At 43.5% G+C, this 21,491-nt stretch carries 14 protein-coding genes; 3 read left to right on the forward strand and 11 right to left on the reverse strand.

Translation table 11 applies throughout. The features are described from left to right. Positions 1-31: 31 nt before the first annotated feature. The 10 genes from GGQ84_RS03355 to GGQ84_RS03400 all read right to left on the reverse strand — a co-directional run bounded on the left by GGQ84_RS03355 (position 32) and on the right by GGQ84_RS03400 (position 16,567). A complete protein-coding gene (locus GGQ84_RS03355) occupies positions 32-1,483 on the reverse strand; it encodes a stalk domain-containing protein (RefSeq protein ID WP_429159155.1) in 1,452 nt (483 codons plus the stop codon). Between the two features lie 84 nt (positions 1,484-1,567). After that, positions 1,568-2,668: a polysaccharide pyruvyl transferase CsaB gene (gene csaB, locus GGQ84_RS03360; RefSeq protein ID WP_429159157.1), complete on the reverse strand. Its 1,101-nt coding sequence runs from the start codon at positions 2,666-2,668 to the stop codon at positions 1,568-1,570. Then, complete coding sequence (locus tag GGQ84_RS03365) at positions 2,668-4,635, reverse strand: DUF5693 family protein (protein WP_429159159.1); 1,968 nt, start codon at positions 4,633-4,635, stop codon at positions 2,668-2,670. Before GGQ84_RS03365 ends, csaB begins: the two co-directional genes overlap by 1 nt. A gap of 16 nt (positions 4,636-4,651) precedes the next feature. Beyond that, complete coding sequence (locus GGQ84_RS03370; RefSeq protein WP_429159161.1) at positions 4,652-7,861, reverse strand: S8 family serine peptidase; 3,210 nt, start codon at positions 7,859-7,861, stop codon at positions 4,652-4,654. Between the two features lie 437 nt (positions 7,862-8,298). Beyond that, positions 8,299-9,711, reverse strand: coding sequence for a S41 family peptidase (locus GGQ84_RS03375; protein WP_429159164.1), 1,413 nt, complete (start codon positions 9,709-9,711; stop codon positions 8,299-8,301). 21 nt (positions 9,712-9,732) lie between these two features. Then, a complete protein-coding gene (locus tag GGQ84_RS03380; protein ID WP_429159166.1) occupies positions 9,733-10,470 on the reverse strand; it encodes a DUF3786 domain-containing protein in 738 nt (245 codons plus the stop codon). A 39-nt stretch (positions 10,471-10,509) separates the two neighbouring features. Next, entirely contained in the window at positions 10,510-11,106 is a 597-nt protein-coding gene (locus tag GGQ84_RS03385) for a TetR/AcrR family transcriptional regulator (RefSeq protein WP_429159168.1), read from the reverse strand. Between the two features lie 12 nt (positions 11,107-11,118). After that, positions 11,119-12,240: a TolC family protein gene (locus GGQ84_RS03390; RefSeq protein WP_429159171.1), complete on the reverse strand. Its 1,122-nt coding sequence runs from the start codon at positions 12,238-12,240 to the stop codon at positions 11,119-11,121. Positions 12,241-12,260: 20 nt separating this feature from the next. Next, positions 12,261-15,368 carry an efflux RND transporter permease subunit gene (locus GGQ84_RS03395; protein WP_429159172.1) on the reverse strand — a complete coding sequence of 1,036 codons (3,108 nt, stop codon included), beginning with the start codon at positions 15,366-15,368 and terminating at the stop codon, positions 12,261-12,263. Beyond that, positions 15,365-16,567 (reverse strand): efflux RND transporter periplasmic adaptor subunit, encoded by a 1,203-nt coding sequence (locus GGQ84_RS03400; RefSeq protein WP_429159174.1) that lies wholly within the window; start codon positions 16,565-16,567, stop codon positions 15,365-15,367. Before GGQ84_RS03400 ends, GGQ84_RS03395 begins: the two co-directional genes overlap by 4 nt. Positions 16,568-16,820: 253 nt before the next feature. Here GGQ84_RS03400 and GGQ84_RS03405 point away from each other — a divergent pair, with 253 nt between their 5' ends. From GGQ84_RS03405 to GGQ84_RS03415, 3 genes are all read left to right on the forward strand, one after another. Next, on the forward strand, positions 16,821-17,375 hold the full coding sequence (locus GGQ84_RS03405; protein ID WP_429159176.1) for a chromate transporter: 555 nt from the start codon (positions 16,821-16,823) through the stop codon (positions 17,373-17,375). Between the two features lie 8 nt (positions 17,376-17,383). Continuing rightward, the gene (locus tag GGQ84_RS03410) at positions 17,384-17,914 is read left to right on the forward strand and encodes a chromate transporter (protein ID WP_429159188.1); all 531 of its coding nucleotides are present in this window, start codon (positions 17,384-17,386) and stop codon (positions 17,912-17,914) included. Positions 17,915-18,053: 139 nt separating this feature from the next. Beyond that, entirely contained in the window at positions 18,054-19,433 is a 1,380-nt protein-coding gene (locus tag GGQ84_RS03415; RefSeq protein ID WP_429159179.1) for an alanine/glycine:cation symporter family protein, read from the forward strand. 26 nt (positions 19,434-19,459) lie between these two features. On the opposite strand, the gene GGQ84_RS03420 is transcribed toward GGQ84_RS03415, so the two are convergent. Beyond that, complete coding sequence (locus tag GGQ84_RS03420; RefSeq protein ID WP_429159181.1) at positions 19,460-21,274, reverse strand: hypothetical protein; 1,815 nt, start codon at positions 21,272-21,274, stop codon at positions 19,460-19,462. Positions 21,275-21,491 lie beyond the last annotated feature (217 nt).

Raw genomic sequence — 21,491 nt, forward strand, 5'->3', positions numbered from 1 at the left:
TCCTCCTCGCGTTTCTTTAATATTTTAGAGGCTACCTTAAAAACAGCTCAATTTTTCGTTGCTCAGCGTTCCAATTAACTTGCCCATTAAGTGCTTCTGTTACAAATCTCACGGGTATCATGGTTCTTCCATCTACTAATTGGGCTGGCACATCTAACACATATTCCTTCCCATCTACTTGGGCTTTATTGTTATTGAGCTGTAATTTAATATTTTGATTTTCTCTGGTAACTGTAACCGTTCTTGTTGCTCCATCCCAGTCAACCTGTGCTCCTAACTCTTCCATCATTATCCTAAGAGGAACCAAAGTTCTACCTTCGCTTATCACTGGAGGTACATCTGGGTATATGCGCTCCCCATTCATGTATAGCTTTGGACCCACTAGCACTAGGATAGCGTTGGGGATAGAGCGCTGGTAATTGGCAACCCTGTTTACAACCTTATCTCCTGCCCACAATGTAGATGATCCTCCGCTATCTAAGCCCATGGCCTCCACTGCTCCCAGTTGAGCCATTAGCAGTGCCATCTCTTCCAAGGTTAACCCCACTCTACCGCTGCCACCATTGTGGCTTTCAGCTACTACCATTAACAACTTTCCGTCCGCAGTCTTACCTATAGCAGACCTTGGGTTTGGCTGTAGCACACTTCCCGTAAAACCCTCATCAATTGCTTGGAAAACTGGCTCTCCTTTATCAACTAATAGGGGGCCCGCTGTAAGCAGGTGCTCCGCTCGACTCCAAAAATCTGCATTGTACTGCACATCTTTTCGCAAAAGAGCTCCCACATGAAGATTATTACCTAAATCCCGCTGCTCTCCTCTAAAGCTCAATACCGCTTGCCCAGGCTTAACAGTAACAGTCCCTGAAGTAATCTGAGCAATCTTATAGTTTTGGCCATCCCTCTGCTCTAAAACCAAGTTCAATCTTTCGCCACCACTGACAGTTCCATTCCATTCCCCAGTGTAAAAGTAAACCCCTCGTTCTCCACCAAAGGTGTTCACCGCAGTAACCTCCACCAGCTCTCCCCCTGGCATTATCACTCTAGTAACTGGATTGAAAAAACCAAACATCACTTCATTTGCTCCACTAATACCCATAGATGTTCTGTTGTAATGGGATTGGCTGAGAAGCTGGCCTTCTAGCAATAAATTTCCGATGGGCAATCTGCGCCCCTGCTGATTGCCGTAGAAGCCACCGTTAATAGCGGCCACAGCACCATATTTTCCCGCCATGCTGCTTAAAGTTTCTGTATCTCCTATCCTATTTCCAGCATTAACTGGCTTAACCTCTATGTCTCGCACTGAACTGTCCACTGTAATAATATGTACTGCCAACCGTTCACCTGACAAGTTGGCTAAATCTCTCCTCACCTTGTACTCAACGCCAGGAGCAAGTTCCTTTGTTTCGCTGGCCATGCCAGCTATCGCAAAACCCATTGTTAACATCAAGGTAACCATTATCACTCCCAATATTTTTTTCTTCACAGCTAAGCACCTTCTCTTTCTCAAAGTTTATATATACTATTCGCATCGCTATTTATTTTTAAGTATGTGCTCTTTTCAAATCCCTCAACTATTTTTTGATAATTCCAGAGCAATTTTAGCTGGACGCCTAGCCCTATCCCTTAATACAGGTACATTTATCGCAAGTTTCTTCAGAAGCTCCTCTCGGTTTTCATAGGCATTGGCCAGCCCCTGTGCCACTGCACTGTTATCTCCTCCGCCAAACAAATCTGCTACCAACGGCTGTTCCACTTGGTTTAAATAAGCCTCCACTTTAGGATCATAGGATATCCCTGCCATAGGAACCTTCATTGCCCCCGCCATAATAAGGGCATGCAGTCTCATCCCTACCATGAAGTCTAGATTTGCCACAACACTTAAATACTCTTGAACTTGATACCCCCCTGGAAGAACTGGACTCTTTGCTCTCATCTGCTCCACTATCTGCTCACAGGCATCCCCATCCTCAGGTGTGTGAAAGGGGATGAATACCACCTGGACTCCCTGTTCCACCATTTGATCACACCACTGGGCCAGAGGATTAGTTAACTGCTCAAATCCCTGCCAGTGGCGCAGAGCTAGACCAACAGTAATTTTGTCTTGTACTAGCCCAGCCTGAGCAAATATTTTCTGTCCTACACTTAAATCTACTCTATCCCTATTCACACCCATCACAGGGTCTGCAGTAACATCTATGGGCGTTTTTTTTACACCCAATGTCTGCAATAGTTCCTTTGATTTTTCATCGCGCACAGTAACATGTTTAACTCTATTGGCCACTATTGGTATTAATCTCTTGCCCAAAGAACCCCTAACCGGTCCAATTCCTTGACTGTAGAAAAAGGTTGGAACCCCCTTGGCAACAGCTATCCCAACTACTCCCAGGTAGTATATAATACTCTTGGGTCCTGTTACATCCTGAAGCAAGCTACCTCCACCGCTAATCAACAGAGAGCTACTCCCTATTTCTGCGGCCACCTTTTTCAAGTCCCATCTGCTCACAGATCGCACCTGATACAGTTTTTCGGTTTGCTCTGGGTTATTGGATAACACCACAATCTCTAACTCTGACTCACCTTCCTGGCCCAGCGCTTCAACAATACTGTAAAGCACTGCCTCATCACCAGCGTTGTCAAAACCGTAATATCCCGACAGAACTATCTTCACTAGTTACCACCACCTGCTGTCTCTCGTCTGTATATATCTAGTATTACCTTCACTGCAACTAATAGTATTACACCTACTAATAGCCCAATCCAAACCCCGTGAAAGGTTCGAATAAGTGATATGGCAAAGGGCGTATGCAGGTGAGCATAAGTGTTCACCACACTAATTTGCCCTATAGCCCCCATGAGAATTAGAGGGACTGCAATCCAGTGCCTCAAGCCAAAAAATATTGCCAATAACAAGGCTGGGTGCCCGATAAAGAATTCCTTAGTCCTGGGCCTAACCCCCAGTATCTGATCTAATAGTGCTCTAAACTGCAACTCCAGATCAAAAACTACCCGAGCCTCATTGCCTGTTCTAGCCACATACACAGCAAGAATGCCTACAAATATTACAGCTATAGCTGCCATTCCAACCAGTAATGGCTGCTTAAACACTCTAATTGCAAACTGCACTGGGGTTTCTCCCCCATCTTTAAATACACGCCAGCCGTAATAGCTACCAAGAAGTGCAAGGGGTATTACATGGGCAAACTTCACCCCTGCAAATTGATCGATCTTAACCAAATAGCCCACGTCTGCCAACAACGCTGCGGTAAAAATTCCCCCTAATAGGGAAACAGCAGTAATCTTTAAAAAGGTTACTACAGTAGCAACAAAGCTGCTCTCTCCCAGGGAGCGCAAGAACAGTGTTATGCCCAGGGTGGGATAAACGATTGAACCTGCTAGAGCCATCAACTTCCTAGTCAACTCAATTCGCCCAGTGGCAATTAATAATAATACTAATCCCGCTCCCAACAGCGCCAGTGCTACCCCAGTTTTGGGAAGACCCCAGCGAGCTACCAATAGAGCACCACCAGCTAAGGGTCCAGCACACATTACCAATAGCATTAACCTACTAAAGGGAATGCTGCCAAAGGTATCCACAGGGCCAATTGCATAACCGGATTTCTCCAGGGTTTCAGTTAACTGTTCCATGTAGTTCATATTTCTCTCAAGCCACTGCTCGCCACCTTCACTGCTGGGAAAGGTGCGCAGCAATAGTAAGCGGTTGTTCCGCTCCGTTACAGCCAGATTAAAGCGCTGAATCGCCCTAGACTCTGTCATTGTGTTTAACTCAGATTGGGAAATAGTATGCAGTCTAACTGCTTCTTTTTCCACCGAACGCACTAAAGACGGCATTCCCTTTTGATCGAAAAACTCAATTGTAGCTACGGGAACACCTAACTCTGCCACTGCCCGCGCCAAATAATTAACGTTTCCAGGAAATCCAGGTACATCGGAATCGTTAAACAGTATACCCGACAATGGATACTGAAATATTTCCTCAAACAAAGTATCTATTTGGTCACCAGTAGCCCCAGGCCAATGGCGCACCTGCAACCACACTCTATATTCTTCTGAAAGTTTCGCCACAGCCTCCTCTGGAAAGCCCAAACCCAACTCTTGCAAATTATTGGCACTCAAAGGAGTTGATACTACTCCAGGTGCATCCCCTTCAGGTTCCTGGTAGACTACTAAACCCTCTGATTTTAAATCTAAGTGCTTAACCACTCTGTCAAAAGTATTGTTCTCATATATCTCAAAGTAATAGTGCCACGGGTTTAATTTATCTTCAGCTCCCAACTGAGTAATCCATCCAGTACTGCGCCCACCCCTGTATGTTGACAACAGCTCATTACCCTGAAATGACTGAAGCTGGCCTAGCATGCGCAAATCCATAAAAGTCTGTTCTTTAAAGAGAATACTGGTAAGCTTTTTCTCTTCCAAGTGGGCTAAAACTTCCTTCAAGTTATAGGCTCCTCGCCCTTGACGCTCCACTGCTAATATCATCTCTCCATACTCTACAGCTAATTCAACATTTCGATTAGCATGCTCCACTTGGTGCCGCTGAAATATCTGCCATGTAGATACAAATAATGAAACCACTATTAGTGCCACCAATGCTGCTGTTATCTTTTTGTTCATTAAAGTCATCACTCCATTATCTAGTCTCTATCTCCAATATGTCCCTAAAGCTTGAAGGAGTTATTTCTACTTTTGCATATCCATCTACTACCACATAACTCCTGCTTCCAATTATCAATGTACCATTATATGGTTTTAAGTTATCCCGCTCTCTCACCTCTAGGCCGAGCTCTAGCTTCTGCCCTGGCCGCAATGAGACCGGTTGGCTACCTATAATTAGATCGGTTTTAGCGCTACCACTATTATGACTTTCCCCATTACTTGAACCTAATTCAGTAGACGCTGTGAGACTGTAATCTGTCTCTGTGTATCTTCCATGGCTACTAAGTGCAGGAGAACTGTAGACAATTACCTCCCATACACCGGAATCAGGGTTGGGAATGTTTAACTCTTCTACTCCATCTTCCACTCCATTTTCTAACTCCCCGCTAACTCCAGTATATGGAGTTAAATCATAATACTTTCCCTGAGGATCAAAGACGTGTAATCGCCCCCGTCCCTTGTGCTCACCTGCATCATCTCTAAGCACTCGTAAAGCTAACCTGAAATCTTCTGCATCAGCTCCCACATTAAAATAGTAGCGCTGATGCTGCCCTGCAGGAGCACTTCCCTGCAGAGTATGGCTATACTCATTATCTCTATCTAATTTGATTGGGTTAATCACAGTTACCGGAATTCCATTGTAGCTAAAGGAGTGTAACCCTGCTCGCTCTGGAATGCTAACGTCAGCTATAATTCGCCGCTGACCATTAGCTGGCAAGCGAAATTTCTCAAGCTGTGGAGAAATAATGGTCCCATCTGATGACAAATCTAATTTTTGTTCTGTTCCTAGCTTGTTCTCAAAGGTAAACATTATTTCCCTTGGCAGGTACTGACGGGCGTAAACTCCATTTACATCCCACTTTCTCTCTTCAGACGTATATCCCCCCTGTAAAAGTTCCCATGAATTTAAAAGATTCAGTGTACCCCTGCCCTGTTCCACTAGGGCCAAGTGCTCTAACTCATCTGCTCCTGCCAGCAGGACATCTTTAATCTCATCATAGGAAACTTCCATTTCCCTATTGTTGCTGGCATCAGCTAATAGGGCTATTGCTCCTGCCACATGGGGTACTGCCATGCTAGTGCCCTCGTCTAAAAAGTATTTGCTGCCTGTCCACAAGGGCGCAGCAGAGACCACACTTCCCGGAGCTAAAATCATAGGTGCTAAGGACCCATTGGGTTTGGGGCCAGTAGAGCTGAAAGCCCAAAGGGAGGGTTTGTCCACACTCCAGCCAAAGGTATTGCGCCAAACCTCTGGTGATATATAAGCACCTACAGTTATACCCGTATCCACATTGCCGGGGGTAGTTAGGGTGCCCAGGCCTGGACCTTCATTGCCACTGGCCGTTACGAAAACTGTTCCCCGCTCTCGAGCTAACTCTTCCATAACCCGAGTAAATTCCTGTTGGGCTTCGCCTGTTTCGTCATAGTACCCTAAACTCAAGTTTACCACATCTGCTCGCTCAGCTGCATACTTAACTGCCTGGAGAATATTTTCCCAGTCGCCCTTCCCGTCACTTTCAACAGCTTTAACCACTATTAACTGAGTTCCAGGTGCTACTCCGGTCAATTCACCGTTCCCAGCTAAGATACCCGCCACATGGGTTCCATGCCCGTGGCCATCATAACTGAATTGGACCCAGCCTCCTCTAGAGTCCACTTGCGACAATGCTAAGTTGAATTCCTCACCTGGCCTGCGTTGAAAAGATGCCACGTCACCATTTATGTGAAAGGGTTTCAATTTCACAAAATCGCCTTTCCCAGTTATATCTAAGTATACAGTATCGTAGTGTCCCTCCCGCTCAGCGTCGGCAAGTACCACCAATGTGCTATTTAAGCCAGTATAAAAGGGGCGTTCTAAATAGCCGTAGTGAACTTGGCCGCTTTTGCTACTAATAGTTTGGGCGTCGTACTCCCTATCACCACTGATCTTTAGCCCTTGGTTACTGATTTCTGCTTTATTTACCGTCTCAACTATGCCTTCTGTGGTAAAGTCTACAACGTCTAGCACTTTCCTGGAACCGCCACTAGTCTTTTGTAAGTCTGGATGACCTGGATCTATACCTGTATCTACCACCGCTACTACAGTTCCCTCACCAGTAGCTTCGGTTTTTGCTCTAAATGCATCTGCCTTGATATCAGATGCAGTGGGAATAACCCCTGAATGGTGTTCAATCTCATCCACATAAGGCTCTATTTCTTTGTCCTCTAATCCTGCCATCACTTTTAATTCTCCATGGTGCTCATCTCCATATTGGTTAGCCACACCATCAATAACCTCAAAGCGCAGATTGTCCTGCAGCGTATTCTGGGATAAATCCATGTATGACACTTTTCCCTCTCTATTAACATTAAAGTAAATCCATTGTCCCGGCAACATGTTCCACCAATCAATTAACTTATTGCCATGATATGCTTTTAGTTCAGATGCCACCGGTAGGTTTTCCTCCCGTCCAGCTATCTTTACCATCAACAACTGGTTAGTTGGATCTCCTCCCACAATTTCCCCATAAAACTGATGTTTTCTATTATCCACCTCTAATAAGCGTTGAACTGAACTGGCTGTTTCTGCCCTAGTGGCAGGCCAGTTTGGCTCCATTTCAGCTTCAACCCACTCTGAGAAAAGCCCAATTTTAACCGCTATATTTAATTCTCTAGATGCCCAACTAGGTATATCGGCACTATCGGAAAAGCTACACATAAGTCCCTGGTATCTCTCTCCCTCAAAGGAATGTCCAGCAACTTGCTCCAGGCCTCTTACAGCCATAACTATCATTTCCGCCCTGGTCACATTTTGGTTTGGTCTAAAGGTACCATCATCATAGCCTTCCACTAAGCCCAATTCCAAAGCAGCCTCCATATAGCCACTAGCCCAATGGTTACTAGGCACATCATCAAAGCTACTACTAACACCTTCTAAATCTACGGCATGATAACCCCTATTTAAGGCTTGTATTAACATCTTAGTTAGCTGGGCTCTAGTAAGCTCACCATCGGGCTGAAAGTCACCCTGAGGAAATCCCTCTACAATACCCCTACTGGTAAGTCTGTATATATCCTGCTCAGCCCAGTGCTCTGATAAATCCTCATACCCGCGGGCTTCTCCAATCCCTAAAGCCAATATTAATAAAGTCACTGCTATTACATACACTAACTTTTTTCTATGTAAAACAAGAACCTCATACAAAGGAACCCCCACCTTCTATCAAAATATTATACTTTTATATTTCGACAGCTAGTGAGGTTTGTCCTGTTAAACCAATATTAGTAAAATATATATTTTTACTTAAACGAATGTGGTTTTTCTCTAATGGGAAGATTATCTGATGAAAGGAAGTGATTGAAATGAAAAATTTCATCAGCTCGGGCTTATGGGGCTTAGCACTTGCTTATACTCTTCAGTGGATTGATAGCAGGGTATCTACAGATACTCCAAAGGAGGATGAAGGATAGGATGAGTGAATTCATCCTTTACATTTTTTTAAAAAAAGAAAGGGCAACGCCCCTCTTCGCTGGTTAAGCTATTTGAGAAGTAACCAACTCCTCAACAGGAGAGCATCGCCCTTTCACTAAGTATTCTGTCCGCTTAATTATTTTTTATTCCCATTTCCCAGAAAAAATTTCTTATTTATATATTTCTACATTCCCATTGGCATCATTCCAGTGAATTGTGCCACCTAGAGCCTCCACTAAGTACCTCAAAGGAAGGTAGGAACGCCCACCCTTGATGATAATACCTTGCTCATCATCAGGGCCCATAACCAATTGCTTTTCTCCCCCAGTTACAAAAACGCTTTTCGTTGTCTGGTCCCAGTCAACTCCAAATCCTAAGTTTTCACTGATAAATCTCACTTGAGCATAGGTGCGACCACCCTCAATAAAAGATCTATCACTGTTAGCAGATAGTATTATTCCATCACCCACTTCTGGATGTTCTAACTCACTGCGCAGGTGAGCTAAAGCTGCTTCAACTTGCATCTCCCAGTCCTCTATATAAATATCTGGCTTCAAACCCTCACCGTGAATCATATTTTTATCTGGGGTCAAGTAGTAGGCCGTAGTGAGCTTTAAGACGCCACCATCAGATAAGTTCCTCATGGACTGAACTGATGCCTTGCCAAAGCTCTCTGTTCCCACTAGTGTTCCCACTTGGTTTTCTCTTATGGCAGCAGCCAGTATCTCTGAGGCACTGGCGCTTCCCTGGTTAATTAGCACTGCCACTGGCTTATCAATACCACTGCCACTAGTGGTAATAGACTGTTCCTTTCCCTGTCTGTCCACAATATGCACAATTGGCGCTCGGGGAACTAGCAACTCAGATATTCCCACTGCCGTATGCAAAAGTCCTCCTCCATTGTACCGCAAGTCTATAATAAGGGCTTCTGCTCCCTGGTTTTCCAAATCCAATAAGGCTCTGCTCACTTCTAAATATGTTCGCTCACCAAAGGTTTGGATGCCTATATACCCAACATTGTGGTCAAGCAACTCATGTACTACGCTATCCATTACAATTTTTTCTCTTATCAGGGAAACTTCAAATACATCCTCTCCCCGCATAATAGTCAGAATAACCTCTGTTCCCGGCTCTCCTCTGATAATATCGGTAACCTGTTCCAAGGGCACATTTACTACATCTATTTCATCCACTGCAATAATCCTATCCCTAGGTTCGATATCTGCATCAAAGGCCGGCGTCCCTCTCAGCGGTGCCACCACAGTTGTATATCCATCCACACTCTCAACCTGAATTCCCACACCGCCAAAGTGACCTTCTATTCGCTCCATATAATCCTCAAACTCTACTGGAGTAAAATAATTGGTATAGGGATCGTCTAGTAGTTCCCAGATATCCTCTAAGTTTTCTAACTGCTCATTGGAAAAGTCAACTGGTTCCACGTAGTGCTTTTCTAAGTGCTTTTTAACTTCTTCTATGGATACATTTTCACCAGCCACTGCCATTGATGCTGAAAGTAGTAGCACCAGCAATAACATAGAAAATGTCTTTGCTACAAATTTGCTCCTAATCTTGTCAATCATCCTGTCAAAACCCCCTGTTTTTTACTGGCTCTCTTGAGCCAGTTTTTGACCCACTGCCACCAGCCTCCTAGCCGCATTAATTCCCATAACATATGCCCCAGCCGTATCCAGGTAGCTGGAGACTGTCTCATCAAATAGCACATTTCCCTTAGCCGGAAATTCCTCATCCCCCTCCCAAACCATCATGGCTAGAGGGATCTTGGGGAATACTTGAATAGTGGCGCCGAAGTCTCCTAGCTCATTTATTTCCCCATCTAGCTTTGCCACAGCCTCATAAAATAGCTTCCTCCGCTGATCGTAAAACTCCACCATGGGATTAATAGCATCCACGATAAAGGGAACATGATGATGCCCTCCCTCTGGCAGTTGAAGAAAATTAATTAATTGCTCCCTAGGCGGAAGGCCACTTGCCTGCTTTAAGTACATGAGCATTAGAGTTTTGTCGCTGATTAAAATTGTGTCTCCCGAGTAGTCGGGCTCCTCAATCTGAGGTATAGGCCTAGCACAGCCCGTCTTCTGCTGTTCCGCTTCCTGCGGACGCACTTCTTGCCTCTCCGAACCATGGTGGAAAAAACTCACTTCCCCACTGGGATAGTCCACCCGATAATCTCTGTTCAGGTACCTCAACTTAAAATAACCCTTGCCCGTTTCTGTTTGTTCATATGTAGCTCCACTACAGTCAGCCATGGTCAAAGGGTCTCCTGTAGCAAATTCCTGTTGGGCTTTAGTTAGAGCATCCAGATAATTTTTTTCAGACATTCTAACACTCCTTCCATTTTTGGAAAAGCCCAGCATCTCCTAATGCCGGGCTTTTTTTGTTCCAATTCCACTTAACATCAAAGCTACTATGTCTTCAGCCATGTGCGCCGGTATCACTTCTTCTGACTCTAAAATCATGGGACTACATATTCCCTCCATCATTCCCAAGAATGCTGTAGCTACTAGCTTGGTATCCATAGGTACAAATTCGCCCTTTTCAATTCCCTCTTCTAAAATGGCTTTGATAGACACCATCTTCTTTTCCCACATTTCCATAAGCCATTTAGTAAACTCACTGTCCACCCAGCTGTGATCGTGAAAAAACACTTGGGCCATATCTCGATATTCTAGACAGAACTCGATGTGCCCTTTAACAGCCAATTTCAGGCTTTCTTCACTATTCGAGGCACACCTAACCTGACTTTCAACACTGGAAGAATAGTGTTCAATAGATTGCTTTATCATTTCCTCAAATAATTCCTTTTTGCTGCCAAAGTATTCGTACACAGTACCCTTGCCCACATTAGCCTCTTGGGCAATATCTTCTATTTTTGACTGTTGAAATCCTTTTTGTGCATAAATCTTTATGGCTGCTTCTAGAATTAATTCCCTCTTACCTTTAATATTTTCTACCATTGTGGCACCCCATTAAAGCTCTAGTCCTGTTTCCAGTTTGAAACCAGCCACAGCCGTATTGTAGTTGTACAGCACATCTGTAACCTGCTTTTCCATTTCATTTAATTCGATTTGTGCGCTGAGTACATCAGCACTGGTGGCCATTCCTGCTTCATAGCGCAATTGGGCTAAGCGCAGGCTTTCAGCAGTGTGTTCCTTAGCTTTAGTCAACACCTGGTATTGTTCTGCTAATGTGTTTATTCCCATATAACTACTTCGAATATTGACCTCCACATCAGCTAACAAATCTTCCAACTCAATTTTTGCTTCTTTATAGCTGTATTCAGCCTCGCGGTATGTGAAAACATTTGGCGTCCAATAGCTGGTAGCCACATCAAATTCTAGCTTTTTATTTTTTAAGTTCTCCCTAGCCATAAGTACTTCTGTGCTTTTTTCTTTAGCTGCTTCTACTGCTGCTTGGATGTCAGTTTCCCATCTCTCAAACTGAAATCGATCCACTAACTCAAACTGACTGTCCAAAGACATACCTAACGTTTTAGCAAATTCCATTCTGGCTTTTTCCACTTCATCTTCAGCTGTCATCAATCCTGCCCTTGCCTGAGCAACCTGAGTTTCCGCTCCCAGCACATCGTTCTTGGCCACCATACCCGCTTCAAAGCTAGCCTTAGCGTGCCTCAGTTGCTTTTCAGCTCGCTCCAAATGTTGCTTTTCATTTTTTAACTGCTCCTCTGCAGCCAAGTAATCGTAATAAGCCCTTTCCACTTCCAGTTTAAGTCCCTGCTCCTGAATTTTATAACTGTGTTCTGCTATCTTTAAACCAGATTCAGCCATTGGTACTACTGTCCTCTCCTGAAGCACCATGCTGTAGTCTTTTCTCTCCGCATCAGCAAGACTGTCTTTTGCACTCTTTGCCTGCCGCACTCCCATTCTAGCCTTCTCCACTCCTACTTCCGCCAATTCCATCCTAGGGTGATTTTCTAGGGATATCTCCTGAGCCTCTTTTAAGGTCAAAGGCAGTACCTGGGTTTCTCCTTCTGCTTCTCCTGTTTGAGCAAAGACTGTGCCTGTGAGGAGCACTGCTGCTAATAGCAGCGCTCCAATTTTTGCAGTTGCTTTTCCGCGCAATTTCTTCATTTCAATCCCCCTTATTTTAGCTATTTTGTTACTCCCTCTACTTCAGCCTTGCTTTTCTTGCCTCTATTAAACCATCCCTTCACTTTGATAGATGCATCATCCAATAATGTGTACATAACTGGTATCAACACTAGGGTAATCAATGTTGAAAAAGCCAATCCTCCCACTACCACTGTGGCCATAGGCGCTTGTGCCTCTGCGCCCTCGCCAATACCGATAGCTAAAGGAAACAGTGCCAAGATAGTAGTACTAGCTGTCATCAAAATCGGACGCAACCTGGTCTTCCCTGCCTGCATTACCGCTGCATCTCTTTCCATGCCCCGCTTGCGCAGAGTATTAATGTAATCCACCAATACAATAGCGTTGTTAACCACAATTCCCGCCAGTAATATCACTCCGATAAAAGCTGGTACACTCAGGGCCCTACCAGTGATAAACAAACTCACCACAATCCCGATAAAGGTAGTTGGCATGGCAAACATAATGATAAATGGATGGATCAATGATTCAAACTGGGATGCCATGACCATATACACTAAGACTATTGCCAGAAGCAATGCCAATACTAAATCCGCAAAAGCTTCCATCATCTCTGCGTCTTGACCACCATACTCTACTGTATAGCCTGCTGGTACGTCTAAGTCACTGTTTACTTCTCGAACATCTCTCATGATACTACCCAAGTCCCGCTCAAAAATATCCGCAGATACAGTTGCTATTCTCACATTGTCTGAGCGCCTAATTGAGATTGGACCTTCAGCCACCTCTACTTTCGCCAATTCCCTTACTGGTACCATTGCCCCTGAAGGGGAGGGAATTAGCAGGTTTTCAACTCTGCTTAAATCCTTTTTCACACCTTCTTCAAACATAACTCGCACATCTATCTCTTCTCCACCCATGCGAAGTTGAGTAGCAGTCTGCCCCTGTACGCCACTGCGCACTGCTTGGGCAATTTGACCCGCTGAGATTCCGTAGCTAGCTGCCCGCTGACGATCAATTACAAAGTGCACCTCGGGCCTGGTAGTTTCAAAACTAGTAGAGACTTCTCGTACCCCTTCCACAACGGCTATTCGCTCTGCTATATCATCGGTAATCTGCTCTAAGACAGATAGCTCATCCCCTTGCACTTCAATACCAATGGGGCTACCTCCACCCATTCCTTCCGTATTGGGGTCTATCTCTCGCACAGTAATTTCTGCTCCAGGAATATGGGCCAACTCTCCTCGCACCTGTTCTACAACTTGGGCCGTCGACCTACTTCGCTCCGTTACGCCTACTAGTTGAATGTTCAAGGTAGTTCTTTCAGGTCTAGAACCAGTACCAAAAAAGTCCCCTCCGGAGCCAACTGAAGTAAATACAGTTTTCACTTCCGGTATGGCAAAAACCACTTCTTCTAATTGTCTTGCCAGTTCATCTGTTTCATCTAAAACAGTCCCTATATCAAGGTCAGCTCTAACTTCCATTTCACCTGCATCCATAGCCGGCAAAAACTCAGCTCCCACAAAGGGAACTAAAGCAAAAGTAGCTATTAGTAGAGCAAACACAATTCCCACCACAGTTTTTCTTCGCCTCAAAGCCACCTTTAATACCCTTTGATATCTGTTACTCAAGGCCTCTATGCGCTTACCATGAGATGGGCCACTTTTCTCACTGCTCTTAAGCCTCATATACTTAGATGACAGCATAGGTACTAACCCTATGGCTACAATTAGTGAGGAGAACAGTGAAAAGGACACCACATAGGCCATAGGCCTAAAGAGCTGGGATGCAAATCCTTGCACAAATACAATGGGCAAGAATACCACTATAGTTGTCATAGTAGACGCTAAAACTGCCATGCCCACCTCAGAAGCACCTTGCTTAGCTGCCTCAATTTTCGAATAACCCTCTTGCCGGTGCCGGTATATGTTTTCCAGCAGTACAATGGAGCTATCGATCATCATCCCTACACCCAAGGCTAAGCCACCCATTGTCAAGAGATTAAGAGTCTGATCTGCAAAGTATATCAGACCAAAAGTGGCCAGCACCGAAATGGGAATTGCCGTAGCAATAATCATGGTACTTCTCATATTGCGCAAAAACATGTATAAGATAAAAATTGCAAAAAAGCCACCAATAATTGCGTTTGTTGCCACAGTATTAATCGATTCTTTAATATAGGTAGACTGGTCAAACATTACCCCAAATTCCACGTTCCCAGGCAAATCTCGCTGCAATCGCTCAATTTCCCGGTGCACATTGTCTGCCACTATAACTGTATTGGCATCACTTTGCTTTTGGATATCAATACTGAGACTTGGCTCTCCATTTAGCCTATTAAAAGTCCTCTGCTCTTTGTATCCATCTACTACCTGCGCTACATCTCGCAGATATATTGGATGTCCTTGTGAAGATTGAATAATTGTATTTTCAATTTCGGATATTGACTTGTATTCACCTAGAGTTCTCAGCAAAAATTCCCGTTGCCCGTCTTGCACCTGACCGGCAGACATATTTATATTTTCCGACTGGAGTGCTTGGGCAATTTGACTTGAATTTAATCCATAATTGTTTAACTTTAGTTCGTCAACTACCACTTGTATTTCCCGTTCCAAACCTCCATAAACATTAACCTGAGCCACCCCAGGCACCCGCTCCAGTCTGTTTTTAATTTCATCATCAGCTAGCCTCCTGAGCTGAGCCTGATCCAATTCTCCCCCCATACTTAACATCATTATGGGCATCAAAGTGGGGTCCATCTGAAAGACCATAGGTGACCCTGCATCATCAGGCAAAAAGCCTGATAGCATATCCAACCGCTCTCGCATGTTCAGGGATGCGGTATCCATATCGGTACCCCAATTGAACATAACCATAATCATAGAATTTCCTGCGGATGTTTGTGAATTTATGCTATCCACATTTTCTACTGATCCCAGCATTTCCTCCATGGGCCTAGTCACCAGTTGTTCAACCTCTACCGGGCCTGCCCCTTCGTAATCTGTAACTACAGCCGCCACAGGCAATTCCAAATCAGGATAAAGGTCTAAGGCTAACCTGCTCATAGAAACAGTTCCCAAGAGCACCACAATCAAAAAGAACATGGCCGTGGCCACTGGCCTATCTACTGCTAATCTAGAAAGCTTCATTTATTATCTCCCCCATTTACAACCTTAACAGAGGATCCGTGTCCCAAACGGTGCTGCCCCTTCACAACTATCTCTTCACCAAGTTCTACTCCTGTAAGAACTTGAATCATATTTGCACTTTCAACCCCTGTAGTTATTGTGCGCTCATGAACTTGGTCTTCCTCCACCACATAAACTACTTGCTGCCCATTGTTATTAACTACAGCTTCCTTAGGTACAACCAAGGCATCCTCTTGTCGCTCTGTTGCAAAATTTAAAGAGGCAAACATTCCCGGTCTTAGAACACCTTCAGAGTTCTCGATGCTAACCTTTATTGGAAACTGTCTAGTTTGCAAATCTGCCGCCGGACTCACATATTTAACTACACCAATAAGTGGTTCACTGCTAGCTGCAGCAACCTCAACCTGTACTTCATCCCCTTGCTTTATATTGTTAACATAACTCTCAGGCAGATTCACCTCTACCTCTACACTGTCCACACTGACCAATCGCATAACAGGACCACCTGAACCAGCCATTTCACCAACCTCTACTGAAATGGATGCCACCCTACCAGCTATAGGCGCAGTAATTACTGCGTTTCTCAGCGCACTTTCAGCTCGGTTCACTTCTGCTCTAGTCTGCTCAACCTGAGCTCTCGCAGCTTCTAAGTCTTCTTCTCTAGCCCCTTTTTCGGCCATCTCCAAATTAGTTTCTGCCTGAAGCAAACCTAGCTCTGCTTCTTCTAGTTGCCGTAGGGAAATAGCTTCTTCCTCATAAAGTCGCTCCATTCTCTCATATATTCTCTTTGCATCTTCATAGGCTGCCCTAACTTGAGTTAATTCCTCTTCTCTAACCCCAGCCTCAGCAGAGGCCAAGTTAGCTTCTGCAGTTGCTAAGCCTGCCCGAGCTGATGCTAAAGCTAAGGCCATATCCTCATCATCTAAACGCATGAGAACATCGCCCCTATTCACCTGTTGCCCAACCTGAACTGGTATTTCCAGCACCTGTCCAGCTGCTTTAGGTACTATATTGGCATTCTGGCTCCCAGCTAAATTCCCTGTAATCTGAACCCTCTTGTCAATATCTTGTTGCTCCACCGCTTGGGTGGCAACAACTATGTTTTCTACTTCTTCAGTAACTACTTCTTCCTCAGAACCACATGCTGTAAATAATATTAAAATTAATACACACATCACTAAAATTGTTACCTTCTTCACTACTCATTGCCTCCTATAAGTTAATATATTAATTTATAATTCCTTTACATGAAACTGACCGGCTGGTCAGTCAGTCTAATTATAAGTTCTATTCTCTTTTAATGTCAATATGCTTTTTCTTTTTTTATGGCTACAAGGCAAAAAAAAGAGTCTCATGTGAAAAAGTCTACATAGAACATTACATTTGTAAATTAAATTCCTCCATATTATAATCAAATAGAAATTAGGCATTTGTTAGGAGGTGTGGTAACAGATGAACTTTAATCCTAAAATTCATAAGGAACTATTCTTAGGTTTCTTACGGGCAGGAATGTTAGGTTATGGCGGAGGGCCTGCTTCAATCCCTTTGGTCCACAAAGAGGCCGTTGAAAAGTATAAGTGGATGACTGATGAGGAGTTTAGTAATATTTTAGCCATTGGCAACACCTTGCCAGGCCCAATAATAACAAAAATGTCTGGTTACATAGGTTATAAAATGGCAGGGCTATTAGGACTGATTAATGCTCTTATTGCAAGTGTTTTGCCAACAGTCCTTCTAATGATTGGGTTAACAAGTTATATTGCACTCTACCGCGATTTGCCAAGAGTAAATGGCATGCTGCAGGCCATAACACCTGTGGTAGGAGTGATGCTCTTTAGTCTTACTTATTCTTTTATTAAGCAATCTAAAGTCGGTCTGGGTTGGTTTAAAACCATAGTTATTGGCTGTTTAAGCTTATTCTTTTTTCAGTTTTTAAATGTCCATCCTGCTTTTATTGTTGGTGCATTGCTCTTATACGGCTTTTTTAGTGTTCCAGGAAAGGATTGATAAGAATGATATTATATTGGCAATTATTTTTAGCTTTTTTTATTCCAAATATTGTAGGTTATGGAGGCGGACCTGCGATAATTCCATTGATCCAAAACGAAGTTGTTACTAACTATGGTTGGTTGTCTATGGAAGAGTTTGGCGAGCTGCTTGCATTAGGCAACTCATTGCCGGGTCCAATCGCAACTAAGATGGCTGGATATGTGGGTTATGAAATCGGAGGTTTAGTTGGCGCAATTATCGCCGTTCTTGCTACAGTTCTACCATCCTTGGCCGCCATGATCTTTTTAATGGGCATTTTATACAAGTTTAAAGATTCTCCGCGCATGAAAAACATGACCAATTTAGTCCGACCTGCAATTGGTATCTTGTTGGGAATATTAGCTTACGAATTCTTTTTTTCCTCATACAACTATATTGGCGTTGTCCATTCGGCAATTTTGGTTATAGGTAGTTACTTATTACTAGAGAAAATCAAAATTCACCCTGCTTTTGTAGTATTAAGCGCTGTAGCCTACGGTGCAATTTTTTTAGCATAGCTATAAATTGGACTCTCTGCTTTTTCAACTTTCTTAAAATTACTTGTTTTTATAAATGTCTTGTCAGTGGAGACATTTGTCCATATAATATTCTCTTATAATAACTAAATTACTGACATAAAAGGAGATGCAACACATTATGGATTTTTTCGAACTACTAAACAAAATTGATGGTATAGTATGGGGCCCCCCGCTGTTACTTTTATTGGTGGGTACAGGTATCTGGCTTACCATCAGGCTAAAGCTATTACAGGTTTTCAGACTTCCATTGGCAATTAAGCTCATTTTTACAGCTAAGAACAATGGCAAAGGAGATGTGACTAGTTTCGGTGCCCTTTGTACCGCTATGGCAGCTACAATCGGTACGGGAAACATCGTAGGTGTGGCAACCGCTATCAAGGCAGGCGGTCCAGGAGCACTATTTTGGATGTGGCTAGCAGCATTTTTCGGTATGGCTACAAAATATGCTGAGTGTCTGCTGGCAGTAAAATATAGACAGGTAGATGCCAAAGGGCAAATGTCCGGGGGACCTATGTATTATATTGAAAAGGGAATGGGAGAACGTTATAAGCCACTGGCAATTATGTTTGCCATAAGTGGTGTTTTAGTGGCCTTTTTCGGCATTGGTACTTTCCCCCAGGTAAACGCTATCGTTTCTGCAGGGGAATTATCCTTTAACATCCCGCCAATGGCAACGGCAGTAGTTTTGACCTCATTAGTAGCACTAGTGACCATTGGTGGAATTAAGCGTATTGCACAAGTAACTACAAAAGTTGTTCCCTTTATGGCAGTGCTATACATTATGATTTGTGCTGGTACATTGCTGTATCATTCCGAACAAGTTCCTCAAGCTATTAACACTGTACTCACCAGTGCCTTTACTGGTACAGCTGCTACTGGAGGCTTTTTGGGAGCTACTGTTATGATGGCATTGCGAAATGGATTTGCCCGAGGGGTTTTCTCAAATGAATCAGGCTTGGGTAGTGCACCTATTGCGGCTGCTGCAGCCAAAACAAAGTGGCCAGCCGAGCAAGGACTTATTTCTATGACTGGTACCTTCTTTGATACAATCATTGTCTGCACCCTAACCGGTTTGGCTCTAGTGGTAACAGGAGTGTGGCAAGGGGATGCAAATGGAGCAGCATTAACCCAAGAAGCTATCAATACTGCCTTCCCAGTAATAGGAACTTATATTATGACTATTGGTTTAGCTCTATTTGCCTTTACTACTATTTTAGGTTGGAATTACTATGGAGAAAGATGTTGCGAGTACCTTTTCGGGGTAAAGGGTATCCCTTTCTACAGATACATTTTTATTGGCTTAGTGGCAACAGGTGCCTTCTTAGAGTTAGATCTTATTTGGCAGCTTGCAGATATAGTTAACGGACTGATGGCAATTCCAAACTTAATCGCTGTGTTAGCTCTATCAGGAGTGGTTTGCGCTGAGACTAAACGCTACTTAGATCACTTAAAAACACAAGAAGAAAATCTACAGGGCAAACATCATACTGCAAATTAAAGACATACAAAAGGGGTACGCTCAGCTCAAGGCTTTGCGTACCCCACTTTCTCAAGTTCAAGAGGAAGCCATCTGGCAGAAGGAGTTTTTTGTAGAGTCAGCTTATATGCCCCTTCATCTTCAGTCAAAAGATATACCTGACATAAATCGGCTCGCTCTACATTGGAGGCCCAGTTCATAATCCCGGACCTGATAAATTGAATTTGCCCCAATTGAACAGGACCTTCACCTAACTCTCCCCGATAATATTCTACTGCTTCAGATACAGCTTTTTCAACCTCTTCCCGCTGCTCCCAGTGGGGAAAAGTGCTAAATCCAGTTACCTTCCAGCCTTGATCTTCACGAACTAACTCTATGGCATAATCCACATCCATACTATCCCCAGCATTATTTTCTCCACTAACATTTATTACTGCAGATGCTACCCTGGTTTGCCAATCAAGCTCCCTTGTAATAAGCTCTTTTAATATAACTTGAGCCTGAAACTTTTTTATTGCTTTCCCGTATTTCTTTGTCTCCCCCTGACTAAAGCGACTTCTCATATCATACTTTCCCCACTGCTCAGGGGAATCTGTGTCTGTAAAATATTCATCCAGCAGTTTCCAGTTTTCATGACCTATCAGCTCATATTGACTGATAATATAGCCAGCTCCTCTAAGAGTGGATATAATTTCATTCTCAAACTCGTCAATTAGAAAGGTCTGTTGATGCCAATTTTCATCTGTAATTTTCACTTCTGAGAAGTTAACTACCTCCCCGTCATATCCGCCAATATAGCCCAAAGCACCATCAGGAGTTAGAGCTATTTCAGCTCCTGAAACTTCAAATTTATTAAGTTCCCGCCCCCGTTGATCTGCTATGTGCAAGTAAAAACTGTTGTTAACACCAGGTGATTTTACTGTGTAGGCAATTTTTCCTTTATCAACAAATTTTACATCGTATACGTACTCATCAGTAAGCTTTACTGTATTTTGGGCTTCATCCACATCTGGCTTGTAATGAAGTCCAAAACCCCACTCCCCCACCATCACAATTCCTTTCTTATAGCTATCTCGAAAAACTCCACTCCCTAATACCTTTATCAGGTTACCCTGTTTGTCGGCAATCACCGTCTTGAGGCTATCCTCTACCAAGTCCCACTTAGTACCGTAATAGTAGTTATTATCTAATTTTCCCTTGTAATAAATAGACTCTCTAGTATCATAAGCTTCAACTTTTTTCTGTGAGTTTATATAATAGATACTTCCATTTACCAAATTAGGCTGCTCCGAGTAAATCTTGTTTTCGTCGCCAGGTGCCCAGGAAAAAAAAGTTACTTGTTCATTTGCTAGTTTTTCATCCATCAAAAGACGCCTCTGTTCTAAATCATAAATAGTCAATCTGTTGTCACCACCAAAGGCTACCCGGTTTCCCTCTCCATTCCACTGAACCCTAGAGACAAAGGGCATTTCTTCCGTTACTACCCACTGCTCCTCACTTTCTCTGTCTACTGCAAACAAGCGCACCTTTAGACTATCATTACCCAAGAGAACCTTCCCCTCATGCTCCAGCGGCTTGATGGCCTCAGCAAAGAATACCACCTGGCGGTCAGGAGATACGGTTATAAGAATCCAGCCCTCTTCACTGTACTGACCATAATCTACTCCCTGATACACCTGAAAAGGAATTCTACCTTCCGTATGCAGTTCATCTTTAAACTCTTCTGTTTTAGATCCGTAACCCACATCCCCTACTACGTAAACCTGATTTTCTTTTATCTCCCGCTGGGTACAACCCGCTGTCATTACTAACAGTACTACTGCACACAACGCAATAATAGTTTTTAGTTGCTTCTGCTTCACCTTTTACCACCTCTTTTCTACCTCCTATTATATAAAGAAAACTTGGCTTGTGCCAAGCTTTTTTGCGCCGGCAGAAGCCTTAGTTGCACTTATGCCGATGGAAAGTGAAACTTTCCTATGGTATCGAGTAGGAGGTAGATAATTATTTTATCTACCGTCCTCTCACACCACCAAGCATACCGTTCGGTACTTGGCGGTTCATTAAGTTAATTGCATT

It is taken from the genome of Desulfitispora alkaliphila, from assembly GCF_050433185.1.
Classification (GTDB): Bacteria; Bacillota; Desulfitisporia; order Desulfitisporales; family Desulfitisporaceae; genus Desulfitispora; species Desulfitispora alkaliphila.

Coding starts and splice junctions, on each gene's coding strand:
- GGQ84_RS03365 (WP_429159159.1), bottom strand. CDS start 4,635: ATGAACAAAAAGATAACAGCAGCATTGGTGGCACTAATAGTGGTTTCA.
- GGQ84_RS03375 (WP_429159164.1), bottom strand. CDS start 9,711: ATGATTGACAAGATTAGGAGCAAATTTGTAGCAAAGACATTTTCTATG.
- GGQ84_RS03380 (WP_429159166.1), bottom strand. CDS start 10,470: ATGTCTGAAAAAAATTATCTGGATGCTCTAACTAAAGCCCAACAGGAA.
- GGQ84_RS03385 (WP_429159168.1), bottom strand. CDS start 11,106: ATGGTAGAAAATATTAAAGGTAAGAGGGAATTAATTCTAGAAGCAGCC.
- GGQ84_RS03390 (WP_429159171.1), bottom strand. CDS start 12,240: ATGAAGAAATTGCGCGGAAAAGCAACTGCAAAAATTGGAGCGCTGCTA.
- GGQ84_RS03395 (WP_429159172.1), bottom strand. CDS start 15,368: ATGAAGCTTTCTAGATTAGCAGTAGATAGGCCAGTGGCCACGGCCATG.
- GGQ84_RS03405 (WP_429159176.1), top strand. CDS start 16,821: ATGAACTTTAATCCTAAAATTCATAAGGAACTATTCTTAGGTTTCTTA.
- GGQ84_RS03415 (WP_429159179.1), top strand. CDS start 18,054: ATGGATTTTTTCGAACTACTAAACAAAATTGATGGTATAGTATGGGGC.